This is a genomic window from Nonomuraea thailandensis (assembly GCF_024172165.1).
GTDB lineage: Bacteria > Actinomycetota > Actinomycetes > Streptosporangiales > Streptosporangiaceae > Nonomuraea > Nonomuraea thailandensis.
Window position 1 is genome coordinate 373,945 of the sequence record NZ_JAMZEB010000001.1, and the last position, 15,167, is coordinate 389,111.

17 protein-coding genes are annotated in these 15,167 nt (G+C 68.9%); 14 read left to right on the top strand and 3 right to left on the bottom strand.

Annotated elements, in window-relative coordinates:
- The first annotated feature begins 39 nt into the window (after positions 1 to 39).
- Entirely contained in the window at positions 40 to 732 is a 693-nt protein-coding gene (locus HD597_RS01760; RefSeq protein ID WP_253739842.1) for a 3'-5' exonuclease, read from the top strand.
- Positions 733 to 760: 28 nt separating this feature from the next.
- Positions 761 to 1,399 (top strand): mycothiol-dependent nitroreductase Rv2466c family protein, encoded by a 639-nt coding sequence (locus tag HD597_RS01765; RefSeq protein ID WP_253739844.1) that lies wholly within the window; start codon positions 761 to 763, stop codon positions 1,397 to 1,399.
- 26 nt (positions 1,400 to 1,425) lie between these two features.
- On the opposite strand, the gene HD597_RS01770 is transcribed toward HD597_RS01765, so the two are convergent.
- Positions 1,426 to 1,977 carry an NUDIX hydrolase gene (locus HD597_RS01770; protein WP_253739846.1) on the bottom strand — a complete coding sequence of 184 codons (552 nt, stop codon included), beginning with the start codon at positions 1,975 to 1,977 and terminating at the stop codon, positions 1,426 to 1,428.
- A 243-nt stretch (positions 1,978 to 2,220) separates the two neighbouring features.
- Here HD597_RS01770 and HD597_RS01775 point away from each other — a divergent pair, with 243 nt between their 5' ends.
- From HD597_RS01775 to HD597_RS01790, 4 genes are all read left to right on the top strand, one after another.
- A complete protein-coding gene (locus HD597_RS01775; RefSeq protein ID WP_253739847.1) occupies positions 2,221 to 2,412 on the top strand; it encodes a hypothetical protein in 192 nt (63 codons plus the stop codon).
- Positions 2,412 to 3,308, top strand: a complete 897-nt coding sequence (locus HD597_RS01780; RefSeq protein ID WP_253739849.1) for an MFS transporter — start codon at positions 2,412 to 2,414, stop codon at positions 3,306 to 3,308. The genes HD597_RS01775 and HD597_RS01780 overlap by 1 nt, the downstream gene beginning before the upstream one ends.
- The gene (locus HD597_RS01785; protein WP_253739851.1) at positions 3,301 to 3,627 is read left to right on the top strand and encodes a hypothetical protein; all 327 of its coding nucleotides are present in this window, start codon (positions 3,301 to 3,303) and stop codon (positions 3,625 to 3,627) included. The genes HD597_RS01780 and HD597_RS01785 overlap by 8 nt, the downstream gene beginning before the upstream one ends.
- A gap of 181 nt (positions 3,628 to 3,808) precedes the next feature.
- Entirely contained in the window at positions 3,809 to 4,012 is a 204-nt protein-coding gene (locus tag HD597_RS01790; RefSeq protein ID WP_253739853.1) for a hypothetical protein, read from the top strand.
- A 150-nt stretch (positions 4,013 to 4,162) separates the two neighbouring features.
- Here the strand turns inward: HD597_RS01790 and HD597_RS01795 are convergent, their stop codons facing one another.
- On the bottom strand, positions 4,163 to 4,981 hold the full coding sequence (locus tag HD597_RS01795) for an aminoglycoside phosphotransferase family protein (protein ID WP_253739855.1): 819 nt from the start codon (positions 4,979 to 4,981) through the stop codon (positions 4,163 to 4,165).
- 488 nt (positions 4,982 to 5,469) lie between these two features.
- Positions 5,470 to 6,087 (bottom strand): transposase family protein, encoded by a 618-nt coding sequence (locus HD597_RS66540; protein ID WP_372513350.1) that lies wholly within the window; start codon positions 6,085 to 6,087, stop codon positions 5,470 to 5,472.
- Here HD597_RS66540 and HD597_RS01800 point away from each other — a divergent pair.
- From HD597_RS01800 to HD597_RS01835, 8 genes are all read left to right on the top strand, one after another.
- Complete coding sequence (locus HD597_RS01800) at positions 6,065 to 6,274, top strand: hypothetical protein (protein ID WP_253739857.1); 210 nt, start codon at positions 6,065 to 6,067, stop codon at positions 6,272 to 6,274. The two genes, HD597_RS66540 and HD597_RS01800, sit on opposite strands and share 23 nt — an antisense overlap.
- 503 nt (positions 6,275 to 6,777) lie before the next feature.
- Positions 6,778 to 7,284: a hypothetical protein gene (locus HD597_RS01805; protein ID WP_253739859.1), complete on the top strand. Its 507-nt coding sequence runs from the start codon at positions 6,778 to 6,780 to the stop codon at positions 7,282 to 7,284.
- 342 nt (positions 7,285 to 7,626) lie between these two features.
- Positions 7,627 to 8,139 (top strand): recombinase family protein, encoded by a 513-nt coding sequence (locus HD597_RS01810; RefSeq protein ID WP_253739860.1) that lies wholly within the window; start codon positions 7,627 to 7,629, stop codon positions 8,137 to 8,139.
- Positions 8,140 to 8,236: 97 nt separating this feature from the next.
- Positions 8,237 to 8,500, top strand: a complete 264-nt coding sequence (locus HD597_RS01815) for a hypothetical protein (protein WP_253739862.1) — start codon at positions 8,237 to 8,239, stop codon at positions 8,498 to 8,500.
- A gap of 426 nt (positions 8,501 to 8,926) precedes the next feature.
- Positions 8,927 to 10,681 carry a hypothetical protein gene (locus HD597_RS01820; protein ID WP_253739864.1) on the top strand — a complete coding sequence of 585 codons (1,755 nt, stop codon included), beginning with the start codon at positions 8,927 to 8,929 and terminating at the stop codon, positions 10,679 to 10,681.
- Between the two features lie 270 nt (positions 10,682 to 10,951).
- Complete coding sequence (locus HD597_RS01825) at positions 10,952 to 11,200, top strand: hypothetical protein (protein WP_253739865.1); 249 nt, start codon at positions 10,952 to 10,954, stop codon at positions 11,198 to 11,200.
- Positions 11,201 to 11,463: 263 nt separating this feature from the next.
- Positions 11,464 to 12,606: a tyrosine-type recombinase/integrase gene (locus tag HD597_RS01830; RefSeq protein WP_253739867.1), complete on the top strand. Its 1,143-nt coding sequence runs from the start codon at positions 11,464 to 11,466 to the stop codon at positions 12,604 to 12,606.
- A gap of 377 nt (positions 12,607 to 12,983) precedes the next feature.
- Positions 12,984 to 15,125 carry a tetratricopeptide repeat protein gene (locus HD597_RS01835; protein ID WP_253739869.1) on the top strand — a complete coding sequence of 714 codons (2,142 nt, stop codon included), beginning with the start codon at positions 12,984 to 12,986 and terminating at the stop codon, positions 15,123 to 15,125.
- Positions 15,126 to 15,167 lie beyond the last annotated feature (42 nt).

Consider the following 15,167-nt stretch of genomic DNA (forward strand, 5'->3'; position numbering starts at 1 on the left):
GGCCGACACCGCCACGCCCCCTGGGAGAACGGTGGACACATGGGCGGTTTGACCGGCGACCCCGCCTTCGCGGCGACGACGTTCGTGGTCATCGACTTCGAGGCCACGACCCCCACGGGCTTTCCGGCCCAGCCGATCGAGGTCGCCGCTCTCGCACTCCGCTACGAGACCGGCACCTGGACGACGGCCGGCAGGCCGTTCTCCTCGCTCATCAGGCCGCCCGCGTTCGCCCCCGTCACACCGGCCGACACGGCCCAAACGGGATTGACCGCCGAGCAGGTGGGGCAGGCCCCCAGTCCGGCCGAGGCGCTGGGGGCACTCGATCGGCGGTTCGCCGCAGGCAAGCCGTACCTGCTGGTCGCTCAACACGCCGCCACGGAGGCGAACCTCATTCACAACCAGCGTGAGCACTGCCCGGCGCTGGCCCGTATTGACCTCCTGGACACGATTCCGCTGGCCCGATACCTCTTCCCTGGTCTGCCCAACTACCGGCTCGACACACTGCTGGCGCACTTCTCCATCAAACATCCAGCCGATCGCCACCGGGCCTACGCCGACGTCGAGGTCACCGCCGAAGTGTTCATGCGGCTGGTCGGCGCCGCGGACGAGAACGCTGAGCTCAGCGATCTCGCGGCTCTGGTGAAGATCGCGGGACGCACCGCCAAGTGCAACATGCCTGCCCAGGGCGAGCTGTTCGATGTCCACCCCACCAGCGAGCGGGGACATGGCTAACCGGTATGAGACAGGACGGGAACCCATCATGAGCAAACAACAGCCGGACCGCGAGCAGGTCCCGTTCTGGTTCGATCCGCTGTGCCCCTGGGCGTGGGTGACCTCACGCTGGCTCCTGGAGGTCGAACAGGTCCGGCCGGTGCACGCTGACTGGCGGCTGATGTCGCTGGCGCACCTGAACCTCGTCCAGCGCAGCGGCGCGGGGCTCAGCGAGGAGTACCGGGACCTGATGGAGAAGGCATGGGGGCCGGTGCGGGTCTGCGCGGCCGCCGCCGAGCACGCCAGCCGCAGCGTCCTCGGGCCGCTGTACACCGCCATCGGCACCCGATGCCACAATCAACGACGTCGCGACGACCCCACGGTCATCACCGAAGCCCTCGCAGAGGTGGGCCTGCCCGATGCCCTGGTGGCAGCCGCCAGCAGCGAGGAGTTCGATCAGCTCATCAGGGACTCCCACGACGAGGCGTTCAACGAGGTCGGACTCGATGTCGGGACGCCCGTTCTCCGCATCGGCGGCACGGCCCTGTTCGGCCCCGTGATCAGGCAGGCTCCCCGTGGTGAAGCAGCCGGCCGACTGTGGGACGGCCTGCTCCTGGTCGCCAGAACGGAGGGCTTCTTCGAGCTCAAGCGGAGCCGGGACCGGAGCGTCAAGCCATGCTTCGACTGAGTGGACACCACAGCTCGGCCGACGCCTTAGCCGATCTGGGCCGGTACAGTTCGCGCGATGCGTTGCCCGACGAGGCGCTCGGCCTCGCCGAGTGGATACCAGGCGGCACCTGTCACCTCGGACTCCTGGATCAGCCCCATGTCCGCCTCCGTCACGAACGCATATCCGATATCGAGGTGGTGGTGCTCCGGCTCGCCCTTCTGCGGCCGTGCCGGAACCCTGCCGTACTCGATGTAGACGGGGGTCTGCGACGCAGGGATGACCTGGGCGGGGTCGATCCCGGTCTCCTCCGCCAGCTCGCGCACCGCTGCGTCGAGCAGTGAGGTGTCGTCCGGTTCGAGGTGGCCTCCGGGCTGCAACGGGATCCCATACGCGCGGTGCTCGACAAGCAGGACCTCGGCGCCACCGCGGACCAGGAGCGCGCCAGCGGTCACGTGCATCCGGAAATTCCGCCGCGACGCAAAATCCCGGCCCTCGGACAGAAGCCGCACCGGTTCAGACAGCAGGCCGGCCTCGTCCGGGAAGCGCCCGAGGTAGGCGGAGACGGCGCTTGAGATGTCGGCGTCACTGATCGCCATAGGTCACCCCCGCACCTGCCGGAGAGCAGAGCTCTCCGTGACCGACTGCTCGGATGAGGTGAGCGATGAGCACTGACACGGTCCGCTCCTATGACGCGTGTGACCTACGAGGAAGGAGGTTCGCACCTTACAGGTGTGACCGGTCAGCGCGCGCCTGCCACGCCGAGCAGATATGGCAGGAGCCCAGGCTCCTTGTTCTGTTCCACGGCACCGCATCGATCAAGCCTTGGCAGGGAACATGGCATGCGTCATAGCGCGCCCTGGCAGGCCGCCGGGCCGTCTTGGACGGTATCCACCCGCGTCACCGGGCGGGTCCCCCGCCAGCCGGTCACGCTGATCGCCTCGGCCCAGGCACCGCCGCGGCAGCTCTACGTCTCGGGCACCACCGGTGCCCTCCAGCGGGACGTACCGCCTGAACCGGCCACGGAACAGTGATGCGGGAACGACTCGGCGCCGCCGCGAACCTACTGCGCCAGAGTCGGAACTTCCGCCGCTACGCCGTGGCGCGCACCGCTTCCGTCCTCGGCACCACCACGGCCCCGGCCGGGCTGGCCTTCGCACTCATCGAACAAGACGGCGGAGGTACCGCCATCGGCGTGGTGGCGACCATCAGCATGATCGTCTTCCTGGCCGTCACTCCCGGCGCCGGCGTACTGGCCGACCGGCTGCCCCGGCTGTGGATCATCGTGACGTGTCAAACTCGTCTGCGGCCTCAGCCAGTGCCTCTCCGCAGCGCTGCTCCTGCACGGCTCGGCCACCATCTGGTCCCTGGGCGGCCTGGCGGTGCTGACCACCGCGGCCGCCGCGTTCTTCGCCCCCGCGGCGAAAGCTTGATCGCCGGCATCGTCAAACCCGAGGCCCTCATCCCGGCCAACGCCCTCCTGCAGATCGCCGGGAACCTCGTCGCCATCATCGGGCCCACGATCGCCGGGTTGGTGATCGCCTTCGTCTCGCCAGGCTGGGTACTCGGCTGGGACGGAGTCACCTACCTGCTGTCCGGCGCGGGTTTCCTCATGGTGCGCATCCCGGCCGCAACCAACCGCTCCGAGCGTCACGGATTCGCCAAAGAGCTCATCGAGGGACTGCCCGCGTTCGCCAGCCGACGCTGGCTCTGGCTGCTCACCGGCCTGCAGGCGCTGACGTCGGCATGCTGGGGTGCCGGTTTCACGGTGCTGGGGCCGATCGTGGCGGTGCGCCATCTGGAGGGCGGGGCGATCAGCTTCGGCATCATCGGCTCCGCGCTCGGCATCGGCCTGGTCATCGGTTCCACGGCCGCGCTGATTCTGGCACCCACCCGGGTCGGGCTGCTCTTGTGCGACGGCGTTGCCTGAGGCGCTGGCGTTCGCGGCCATGGCCGCCGCCGTGCCCATCTGGTGGATCGCGGCCGCCGGTGTCCTGACCGGAGCTGCCGGAACCCTGCAGCTCGTCTGCTTCTCCAGCGCCCAGCAGCGCGAGCTCCCGGACGAGCACCTCGGCCGCGTGATCGCCACGTCGGCCGTCGCGGGCAGCGTGCTGGTACCGGTGTTCTCCGCGGTGGCCGGCCCGCTGGCCGACGCGGTCGGCGTCCGGACGGTCCTGGCCGGCTGCGCGGCGCTCGTCGCGGCAGGCGCGGCCGCCGCGTTCTGCGTCCGCGACGTGTGCGCCACCTGAAGGTGGGCGTGCCTTCAGCGGCTCCAGCGGCCGAGGCATAACGCGGCTCCAGCGCCCGAGCGGCCGGAGCCTGCATGCTGATCACCCCTGGGCCGCCGCCCGAACACGTCTTCCACTCTCCGGGCATCCAAGCCAGCGCCTCATGCGAACTTACGTTCGATAGCTGATAGCGTGCACACTCATGAATGACGAGCATCGTGTCGCGCTGGCTGCCGTGCTGCACCCCGTCCGCCAGGCGGCCGACGTGGTCAGCGATCACATGCGGATCGCCCACGACCCGGCGGCCACGCCCACCGCGGACGATACGCTACGTGCTCTCGAGACCCTGCAAGCAGAGGTCGCCCGGGCCCGAACCCTCGTTCAGCGGCTGGCGGATCAGGGCTGACACACAGCACCGGCGGGCGTTGGCCGGCCACATCCGCTGCGCTCGTCGCCGTGGTCAGGCCACCTGTCTGGAGACGGCATCCCGGAGCCTCCGCGGCGTGGGGCCGGGCATGGCCGATGACGTATCTGTGGTCCTGCTGAGCCGGCGGTGTCAGCCGAGCAGTCGAAGGACCCGGCCGGCCTGGCGCTGCAGAGTGTCGGCGGGGTTGTGCGGTGTGGCCGGGCCATCCGGGCCAAGCTGCAGAAACCACCCCAGCGCGATCAGGCGGCGGAAGTCGCGCACCCGCTGGACTTCTGCGGGAGTCAGGTCGAGGCGGGCCAGCAACTGCTCGGCGTCCAGACTGCCGTCGACGCGAGATATGTGCTCGCACACCTCGCCCAGCTCGAACGCGCGGTCGCTGCGGCCGGAGTCCTCCCAGTCGATCAACCGCACGCGGCGCTCACGGTCGTCCCACAGCAGATTGGCGTGGTTGCCGTCGGCCAGGCCGAGCACAGGCGGCAGCGGGTTGGCGAGCAGCCGATCGGGGGCGGTGGAGCCCAGCCATGCGGCTCCTGCGTGCAAGGCCTCCCGCACGAGCGGGTCGGTGCCGAGGTCGGGCCTTTTGCCGGCCCAGGCGCGGGTCTTGTGCACGGCTGCGGCCGGTCCCCAGGGGGCGGCCTCCATCGCTTGCACCGTGCGGGCCGGGATACGGTGCAGCCGGTCCAGGGCGGCGGCCAGGGCCTCGATCTGTTCGCCGGTGACGTGCTGCCCGCGCAGGACGTGGCCGGGCAGCCGGCTCATCACGATCATCGGCGGGCGCGCCTGGAGGGCGGCGTCTACCGGTGCGGGCGCGAGACCGGGAGCGTGTTCGGCGAGCAGGGTGAGCGCCGCCCATTCCCGGTGCGGCTCGCCTCTCCCCCAGGAGGCATACCGCTTGACCACGACGTCGTCGTGGAATTCGAGATGGTGCGTGCACCGGCCGACCGTCATGTACGCGCTTTGCCCCTTTTCTCAGCCTCCGGCCAGCGACGGCCCAGGCTTCGATTCGCTGCCCAGAAGGGATGCTGGCGCCGGTCGCAGCCATGCCCCGATCCCCCGGTTGATCTGCGCGAGGACAGGTTGCCTCTCGTCGGCTCTCCTCCTGCCAAGGACCTTGTGCAAGCCTAGGCCGGCGGGCACGGACGGCGGGCCCGGACACGGTGAGCCCTCCTGAAGATGAGCCACTCGCATACGAATGCCCGCGCCGTTTGGCCCAATCATCGACTCCGAGCAGGGCGACCCGCCCGATCTCGGGATCGGGCAACGCCCTGACCAGTCGGATCAGCGTGAACCGGGAGACGATCGCGCCCAGCGCACCGGCCAGCCGGGAGCCTGCGCGGCCGGGACCCTGCACGGCCGGTCAGAGCCAGTGCGACCCGCTCCAGCAGACCCCGAAGCCCTGCCGTGCGGCGCTGCTGTGCGGCGGTCAGCCCGGGGACCTACTCGGCGAACGTCGCCACCAAGCACGCCGGGTTGCCGCAGATGAACCGGCGAACCTCCAACTCGACCTGAACCGGTCTCCCCCCGCAGGCCAAGTCCTGCAGACGACGCCAACACCGGTCATGCACCCGAGCCGACGGTGTCCCACAGCCGCGGCAGGCCACCAACTCCGCGGCCGTACGGGCCGCGATCCTCAGGCGACCACCCAGATCCTCCACCTGGTCAAGAACCAGGCCCCTCAAGCGCGGGAACAGTATGTACAGCAGACCGACTTCCCTGCCGATGAGCTCGTGCAGCACAATGGCACCCCTACGGCCGTTCTTCATGATCAGATCTTGGCGATCCAAATAGTGACAGAACGGCCGTTCTCGCGCGCAACGCGTTACGCGATCGCTACCACCCTCCGTGCAGCCCCGGCCTGACTCGCGCCTGGAAGTCGCACTCCGTGACCTCTCCCCAGCAAATGCACCAGACCCCGGTAGATGGCGGGGCATCTTCGCTGCTACATGGCGTCCATAAGAAGACATTCGCCTGGTCAACTTCGTCCGGACTCCCTGCGTCGTATCTGTTGTGGATCTTGCCAGGCTCCGGAGGTTGCGTATCGCGGCCGCGGCCATCACCCTGTTGTTCACCCTCGGCGTCTTCGACCAATTGAAGACACCCGCCCTGCCGATGCCGGCACAAGCTGCCGCCTCGGTCGAGGAGATCGCCGACCGGCTGCACCATTACCTTAACGACGACGTCACCTACGCTCCCTACGTCACCCTCCCGGGCACCCCCCTTCTGCTGGCCGCAGAGCATTGAGACTCGGATGCCGCCCGAGGGCGTGCCCGCCTACAGCGGCACGCTGCTACTCCCGGAACTGGACGAGCCGCTGGAGGTGCGGTTCTGGATCACCTCCCCCGAGACGGCGATTCGTGCGGTCGCGACGCCCGCCGTGGCACCGCCGAGTGCGGCCGCTCCGGCAATGACGTGCTCAAGGACGTGACCGGCTTCAACCAGCGGGGGTGGCGTGGCATGCAAGCCCTGGTCACCGCGGACGCCTGGACGGAGTACGGCGACCCGGGTGCCGGGGCGACCATCGTGGCCGCTCGGGGCAGGCTGTTGGCGGAGGTGACATGGGCCTGGCCGTTCGAGATGGACGGCGAACCTGACCCGCATGTACTTCTCCAAGGCACTGCATCGGCCACGTCCGTGCTGGCAGCCGTTGGCGGCGACCCTGCCAGGTCGCACCCGCCGCCGCCACGCGGTCGGCCGCGGCCACGATGGCCGCGGCCCTGCCCCCTGCCTCTGTATACGGGAAGGACATGGTGTCGTGGCCGGTTTCAGGGAGCGCGCCAGGCTCGCATAAGCTGATCTGCGAGGACTCCCTTCATGAGCAGAACGCCTACGACGGGGCGCCCGCCGTTACCCGTCGCCTGATCGGTGAAGTATCAGTCCGCGAGGATGTGCTGTTCCTGCCCGATGAGCAGAGCGCCGAACGGGCACGCACCGGGCCGCTCGGCTGGGATGGCTCATGCCCCTTCGACGAGGACCAACAGTCCTACAGCATCGATCCCCGACTCGAACGCTTTACCAGTGGCCCCTGGACGGGCGAGATCAGGACCTTCGCCGTGCAGCACCCCAACCCGTCGCGCCGGCACAAGGGCACCGAACGCCAGTCGGTTGCTCACGTCGCCGTGGGCGTGCGCCATGGCACCACCATGGTGTACCTCCGCTGGCAGGGACCAGCAGGAACCGACCCGGCCGCTGCCCTGCGTACCGGCCACGCCGCAATCATGCACACACTCGGCCGGCTGCCCGTCGGCGGTTGAAATTCTCGATCATGACGCTTACGCGCTCTGACCTATCGTGATCTTGTCGAGAATCGTTCGTTCTCGACAAGATCACCAAGGCGTCTCCTGTTGATTCCCGGACACGGGAGACCTACGACCGGGAATGCAGACTTCGTGATCGGCCATGGCATCCCCGCCCTCGTTCCTTCCCGATCCCCTGCCGGTCCCGTTTCGCCTCCTCTGGAGGTGTCCGTTAGGGGAACGCTCACCGGACAACCACGATCCGCCTTCAGGCGAGATCTCGACCTGCGGCAACGCTGTCTCAGATAGGTAGTCCGCGAAAGTGTCCGGTGACAGGGGGCTAAACGATACGGTCGGCGGGTGGGAGAACTCATCGGCTACGCCAGATGCTCGACCGTCCTGCAAGACCTCACCGCCCAACGCGAGATCCTCCTCGAACTCGGCGTCGGCGACGACCGGATCTATCTCGACAAGGGACTCACCGGCACCAACCGGGCCCGGCCCGGCCTCGACCAGGCCCTGGCGGCCGTACGCGCCGGCGACACCCTGGTCGTCCCCAAACTCGACCGCCTCGCCCGCTCGGTCCCCGATGCCCGCGACATCGGCGACACCCTCATCGCCCGGGGCGTCCGCCTCTCACTCGGCGGCACCATCTACGACCCGGCCGACCCGATGTCGAAGATGTTCTTCAACATGCTGGCGGTCTTCGCCGAGTTCGAGGCCGACCTGCTGAAGATGCGCACCCGCGAAGGCATGGCCGTCGCCCGCGCCAAAGGCAAGCTCAAAGGCAAGAAGCCCAAGCTGACCGCTCGGCAGCAAGCCGAGCTGGTCCGCATGCGCGCGCCAGCGGCCAGTACTCCATCGCCGACCTGATGGAGATGTTCTCCATCGGCCGGGCGACGGTCTACCGCGTCCTGGAACGCGCAGCCAAGGCGGCGCCGAACCCGGCCGAGTACTCGGACGCGCTCCAATGATGCAACCACCGCAAGATCAGGCGATCCTTCGACTACTGCAAGATCGCGACGGGGTTGCCACCGAGGTCACCCTGCATGACGGCACGAGCTTGACGGTCTTCAACATCGCATGGGGCTATGACATGGGAGACGTATACGCCCACGTGACCACCAACATCAGCCCTGACGTCGAAGGGGCGTGCATCGACTTCTTCTTCACCGACGCAGTCCGCGTGATCGCCGACCCTGCCAGCGGTGCCGTGTTGCTCCGACCCTCGTAACCCGCTTACGACGAGATCGAGTTGGCGGGCCTGCGCGATCGTTGCGGTCGTGGGGACCTCGTGCAGAGGACTCCTGGAATCGACAGCCGCCCCAAACACAAGGGCCCTGGAGGGCTTTCAGGACAAGTTTCGGGACGCACGTACCTGCGGAAACGCTGGCGTCCGAAATCCCCTGGCCGTCCCCCAACGACCGTTTCGCTTGGTCGTGGTGACAGGTAACACCTTCGCGACTTCCGGTCCCGTACGTGTAGTGCGCGAGCATCCTGGAGGCATGTCGAGAAGGACATCCGAGAGGAAGCGAGCAGATGCGGGGTCGTGGCGGAGCACCGGCGACCAGGCCAGGCGATGATCGCCCCCTCAGCAGTTGACCCTCCTGGGCAGCCTCCACACATCCAGATGGAGGGCGTTGCCTCAGGGGAGGGCCGGGTGTACCAAGCGGCCGGTGACCAGACGATCAACCACCATCATCATTATCCGCCTCACCCACCGGGAGCGGCGGGTGAGGCCCAGCGGCTGGGGCATCCATTGGCGCAGGTGGACCCGATCGCACTGGAGGTGCACTTGGCGATCGACGCCGGTGCCGCCGCGGCGGGGCTCGGCGCGCTGCCCGCCTACGTGCCCAGAACCCACGATGAGAAGCTCGCCACCGTTGTGGGCGAGGCTCAGCGTGGGAGGAGCCGGATCGTGGTGCTGGTCGGCGGGTCCTCCACCGGGAAGACGCGCGCCCTGTGGGAGGCGGTATCCGGCTTGGAGGAGCCGTGGCACCTGTGGCACCCGATCGATCCGGGTCAGCCTCAAGCCGCCCTCGCCGGCCTGCGACGAGTCGCCCCGCACACGGTGATCTGGCTGAATGAGATGCAGCACTATCTGCTCACCGGCGATGACATCGGTGAGCAGGTAGCCGCTGGACTGCGCGAACTGCTCCACAGCCCCAAGCAAGGGCCAGTCCTGGTGATGGGCACGTTATGGCCCGAGTACGCCGCGATCTTGTCGGCCATCCCTGCCCCTGGTCGGCCGGATCCGCACGCGCAGGCCCGGAAGTTGTTCAACGGCGCCGACATGCGGGTCCCGGTCCCGGAGTCGTTCACCGGCCCTGAGGTGGATGTGGCCGTCCGCCTGGCAGGTACGGGCGGGGATCCTCGGTGGGCCGAAGCCGTGCGGCAGGCCCGCGCCGGAGCGTTGACCCAGTACATGGCCGGCGGCCCAGCGCTGATCGAGCGCTACCAGAACGCCACCGTCGCAGCTCGGGCTGTACTGCACGCTGCCATGGACGCCCGTCGGCTTGGTCACGGTGTGGCGCTGTCCCGACTTCTGTTGGAAGAGGCCGCCGCCGGCTACCTGAGCGAGGATCAGTGGGATCTGCTGGCGGATGACTGGCTGGAACAGGCCTTTGCCTACCTGTCCGCTCCCCGTCCCTGCCGGGGAGCGGTGCCCCCGTTGACACGTATTCGGCCCCGCCCTGGCGCTCGGCCGGAAGGGGAGGAACCGTCCTACCGGCTGGCGGACTATCTAGAACAACACGGCGTCCGCACTCGCCGACTCCTGTGCCCTCCGGCGGAGTTCTGGGAAGCCGCCATTCGCCAGGCCGCCACTCCCTCCGACCATGCTGCCCTGGCCAGTGCCGCTTTTGACCGAGGCCGCTACCGCCACGCTTTCGGCCTCTGGCAAGGCTCCGCTGATGCCGGCAACACCATCGCGATGCAGGTGCTGCCCGAAATGCATGCGCGAGCCGGGGAGTGGGTGGAGGCCGAACGGCTGGCCCGCGCCGCCGCCGACGCCGGCGACACCTGGGACGTAGAAGACTTGACCAGGGCAGTGGCGCTAGCGCGGATGCGGGAAGGAGCTGAACGGCTGGCCCATGCCAGCGGCACTGGGGCGTCAGGGGATTTGATCGGGATGCGGTCGCTAGCCGGGATGCAGGAGGAGGCCGAACGGCTGGCCCGCGCCGACACCGCCACCAGCGGCAATATCGCGGTGCTGGGCATCTTGGCCCGGTTACGGGATCTGGCCGGGGATCGGAAAGAAGCCGAACAGTTCGCCCGCACCGCCGCCGACGCTGGCAACACCGACGCGTTCTGGAGGTTGGCATGGTGCTGGCGCGAGCGCGGTGTGGCTGGCCGGTGGGGGGATCTGCTGCGCTACGGGTTGGAGAGTGACGGGCAGATCGCCGACCCGTGGTGAGCGGCGTTTCTAAGGATTCCGTGATCGCTCTCTGGGGATGGCCGTCTGCAACTGACTGGCCCGTTCTCACCTGAGCGGCGTGCCGAGGACGACTCACTGTGGCATCCAAAGCTCCTGGCGCTCGTGAAGTTCTCCCGACGAACGGCTTCGAGCTGGCGAAACGTGCGGTTTGTTCGCATTGGCGCGGGCTAGGAGGGGTCATCTCTCTGTCAGTACAAGACGCTCCCGCCCCGGTGCAAGAGAACCTCACCCATGATGCGCCGGCGCGTCTTGGCCATCTCGGTGATGCTCTACGGTCATGCCAGGACGGTTCGACTCCAGGGCGTGGCCGCACGGCGGCATCCGGACGAATTCGCCGGATGCACCGGCGGCTCGAAAAGGGAGATCACGCTCATGGGGAAGCACCGTCTCGTCAATGATCGGCAGCAACGGCGCTGCACCGCGCTCGCTCTGGCCAGGTTCGTCCTTTGGCTGGGCTGGCTGGTGTGGACGCTAGTCGGTCGCGACGCCACCCGCTAGCGGGTGGGGCGGGCCCCCTGCCGCAACCGCTTCACCAGTGTGCGGGCAGGGGGCCCGTTGGCGTCTCAGACTAGGTCGTGACGACCGTCGCCCTCGAACCGGGGTGGGTTGCGATCGCTTTCCCACTACTCGGCGGCACGGACTTCATCCCATGGGAGTGCTACCGCCCCTCTGCCGGTCCTGTAACCGCCACCAAACGGACACGTCGATTCCCATTTCACGATCACATGTGGAACGTTTCTCGTACCCCCATAATCCTTCTTATGGTGTACGACCCGGCCATGCTCCACATGGCCACAAGGGGCAGGCGGCCCCGGCTGAACACCGCTGCCCTAGCGGCGGCCTCCACTGCTGCCCAGCGGTACGAGCTCATCAGCACGGCAGTGGCCGCGTTGCACCTACCAGGCCTGACCGGCGTCACAGACCGGCATGGCGTGGTGCGACTGACCGCGGGTTGGCTGGACAGCCATGCCTCCCCGGCCACCATCGCCGCCTACTACGCCGACCTGCAGCACTATCTGCACTGGTGCCCGCGGCACTGCGACCCGCTGTACGCCTACCGCGCCGAGGTCGAGCCCTACGTCACCGAGCTGGAAAAGCGCTATGCGCCCTCTACCATGGCCCGCAAGCTGTCGGCGATCTCCTCGTGGTACCGCTACCTGCTCAAACACGATGTCGGCGCCCGCAATCCCTTCACCGGCGTCGAGCGGCCGGCCACCGGCCATCACACCACCGCCATCGCCCTGTCCCGTGACGAAGCGGCCGCCTTCCTGAAAGCCGCCGCCGCCGACCCCCGCCCGATCCGGCTCCGCACCGTCGCACTCCTGATCCTGCTGCTCACCGAGGGCTTGCGAGTGGCAGAGGTGTGCGCCGCCGACGTCACCAACCTCGGCCATCGGCGCGGCTACCGCACCCTGAACGTCATCGGCAAGGACGGCAGACAACGCAGCTACCCCCTCGCGCGGCCAATCGCCACCGCCGTCGAGGACTACCTCCTCGACCGCGCCGAACGCGCCGGCGTGGCCCGCGAGCAGCTGACCGGCCCGCTGTTCGTCACCGAGCCCTCCGGCCCGCATCCCGGCGGCAAGCGCATGGACCGCTGGGCCGTCAACAAGCTAATCCGCCGCATCGCCCGCGACGCCCACCTTCCTGCGGCCTCCAAGCTCACCCCGACCAGCCTGCGGCACACTTTCGCCCGCCTTGCCCTGACCGCGGGCGCTGCCCTGCGCGACGTCCAGGACGCCATGGGCAATGCGTCCTCCCCCATTCCCCCCGGCTACCACGACCGGCACAACCTCGACCGCCACCCCGCCCCACGCATCCTGGACTACCTCAGCAGCCCCGCCCCGCCCCGCCGAAACAAGGCGCGGCCGGCCAAGCCGAAGCCACGGCACGGGGCGAACTAGAGGCCTGGCATCACAACCGGCCCAGGCAGGTCACGCGTTCGTCACTATCAGTCCGGATGTATGCGTTGGGGGAGCATTCTGGATGTATGTCGAGCGCGGGCGACAACACCGGCATCTCCTCCACCGGTGACCAGGCGAGGAACATACAGCTCCAAGCCAAAAACTCTGGGCAGAGCCCCACGTATCAAGCAGCCCGTGACCTGTCCATCCACCACGACTCTTCCGCGCTGCGCCGGCCCTTGCCCCACGCCGAGGCCGTACCGGTGCCGCCGTCCGGGATGAACGGTCTGCCACGCCGTCCGGCCGCGGCCTTCGTCGGCCGCGACGCGGCACTAGGTGATCTCCGCCGGGCCCTGGATGACGAGCCGGGAGCTGGTGTGATCAGTCAGGCCGTGCTCGGGCTGGGCGGCGTCGGCAAGAGCGAGCTCGCGCTGCAGTACGCCCACCGCCACCGCCAGGACTACGAGCTGGTGTGGTGGATCGACGCCGACAGCCCCGACCTGATCCGCACCGGGCTGGCTGACCTTGCCCGGGCGCTGGCGTGTGGCATCGACTCGGTGGCCGCCGAGCAGGCCACCGTGGAGGAAGCCGCTGCCTGGGCGGTGAGCTGGCTGGCCGCCCACCCGGACTGGCTGATCATCTTCGACAACGTCGAAGAGGTCGCCGACGTCGAGCCGTACCTGGCCCGCCTGACCCACGGCCACGTGCTGATCACCACCCGCCGCGACATCGGCTGGCAGCACCTCGACATCACCCCCGTCCGGCTGGAGCTGCTGTCCCGCCCGGCCGCGACCGCCCTGCTGGCCGGCCTGATCGGCCCCCCGGACTCCGCCAACACCGGCGCGCTGCAGGACCTGGCCGACCAGTTGGGGGATCTGCCGCTGGCGCTGACCCAGGCCGGCGCCTACATCGCCCGCACCCCCCGCATGACCCTGACCCGCTACCTGAACCTGCTCAAGGACATCCCGGCCCGCATGTACGCCACCACCCCCGCCGGCGGCGACGCCGAACGCGTGGTGGCCAAGGTGCTCACCCTCAGCCACACCCGCATCCAGGCCATCAACCCCCTGGCCATCCACGTACTGAACCTGCTGGCCTGCTACGCCCCCGACAACCTGCCCTGCTCCGTCCTGGACCCCTTGCCCGAGACCGACCCCCTTCAGGTCGGCGAAGCGCTGGCACTGCTGGCCTCCTACAGCCTGATCACCCTCACTCCCAGCCCCGCCGACCTCAACCCCGGCGAGCCGGAGGACCTGATCAGCGTGCACCGCCTCGTCCAAGCCGTCACCCTGCACCAGTTCACCCCCGACCAGCGCGACCACAGCCGCCAGGTCGCTGCGGACCTGATCCTGGACGCACTCCCCGACAATCCGACCACGATCGACGCCTGGCCCGCCCATCGAGCACTTCTCCCGCACGCCCGCAGCGTGCTGCCGCCCGGCTCCCCCGGCCTGCACCGGCTGGTCGCCTACCTCGATGCCATCGGTGACTACACCGCCGCCGTTCAGCTCCAGCAGGACATCTGCACCCACGCAGTGGCAATGCTGGGCGCCGAACACCCCGAAACCCTGACCGCCCGGTACGACCTGGCCACCTGGACGGGGGAGGCGGGGGACGCGGCCGCCGCCCGCGACCAGCTCACAGCCCTGCTCCCCACCGTCGAGCGCGTCCAGGGCGCCGAACACCCCAACACCCTGAACACCCGGCACGAAATCGCCCGCTGGACGGGGGAGGTGGGGGACGCGGCCGCCGCCCGCGACCAACTCGCCGCCCTGCTCCCCACCGTCGAGCGCGTCCAGGGCGCCGAACACTCCGACACCCTGACCACCCGGGCCAATCTCGCCTACTGGACGGGGGCGGTGGGGGACGCGGCCGCCGCCCGCGACCAGTTCGCCGCCCTGCTCCCCATCCGCGAACGCGTCCTGGGCACCGAACACCCCGACACCCTGACCACCCGGGCTAACCTTGCCCGCTGGACGGGGGCGGTGGGGGACGCGGCCGCCGCCCGCGACCAATACGCCGCCCTGCTCCCCATCCGCGAACGCGTCCTGGGCACCGAACACCCCGACACCCTGACCACCCGGCACAACCTCGCCTCCTGGATAGGGGAGGCGGGAAACGCGGCCGCCGCCCGCGACCAATACGCCGCCCTGCTCCCCACCCGCGAACGCGTCCTGAACGCCGAACACCCCGACACCCTGACCACCCGGGCCAATCTCGCCTACTGGACGGGACAGGCGGGGGAGGCGGCCTCCGCCCGCGACCAGTTCGCCGCCCTGCTCCCCATCTGCGAGCGCGTGCTGGGCGCCGAGCACCCCTCCACCCTGACCACCCGGCACAGCCTCGCCTACTGGACAGGGAAGGCGGGGGACGCGGCCGCCGCCCGCGACCAATACGCCGCCCTGCTCCCCATCCGCGAACGCGTCCAGGGCGCCGAGCACCCCTCCACCCTGATCACCCGGGGTAATCTCGCTCACTGGACCAGGAAGGTGGAGATGACGGAGCCGGATGGTGGGTGATGGTGCTTCATTTAACGATCGTTTTCTGAAGATCCGCCCGAA

Excerpts from the sequence above, each read along its gene's own strand:
- HD597_RS66540 (WP_372513350.1), bottom strand. The coding sequence starts at position 6,087 with ATGGCCGCGGCCGCGATACGCAACCTCCGGAGCCTGGCAAGATCCACA.
- HD597_RS01805 (WP_253739859.1), top strand. The coding sequence starts at position 6,778 with ATGGTGTCGTGGCCGGTTTCAGGGAGCGCGCCAGGCTCGCATAAGCTG.
- HD597_RS01815 (WP_253739862.1), top strand. The coding sequence starts at position 8,237 with ATGATGCAACCACCGCAAGATCAGGCGATCCTTCGACTACTGCAAGAT.
- HD597_RS01775 (WP_253739847.1), top strand. The coding sequence starts at position 2,221 with ATGCGTCATAGCGCGCCCTGGCAGGCCGCCGGGCCGTCTTGGACGGTA.
- HD597_RS01795 (WP_253739855.1), bottom strand. The coding sequence starts at position 4,981 with ATGACGGTCGGCCGGTGCACGCACCATCTCGAATTCCACGACGACGTC.
- HD597_RS01765 (WP_253739844.1), top strand. The coding sequence starts at position 761 with ATGAGCAAACAACAGCCGGACCGCGAGCAGGTCCCGTTCTGGTTCGAT.
- HD597_RS01760 (WP_253739842.1), top strand. The coding sequence starts at position 40 with ATGGGCGGTTTGACCGGCGACCCCGCCTTCGCGGCGACGACGTTCGTG.
- HD597_RS01780 (WP_253739849.1), top strand. The coding sequence starts at position 2,412 with ATGCGGGAACGACTCGGCGCCGCCGCGAACCTACTGCGCCAGAGTCGG.
- HD597_RS01830 (WP_253739867.1), top strand. The coding sequence starts at position 11,464 with ATGGTGTACGACCCGGCCATGCTCCACATGGCCACAAGGGGCAGGCGG.
- HD597_RS01770 (WP_253739846.1), bottom strand. The coding sequence starts at position 1,977 with ATGGCGATCAGTGACGCCGACATCTCAAGCGCCGTCTCCGCCTACCTC.
- HD597_RS01790 (WP_253739853.1), top strand. The coding sequence starts at position 3,809 with ATGAATGACGAGCATCGTGTCGCGCTGGCTGCCGTGCTGCACCCCGTC.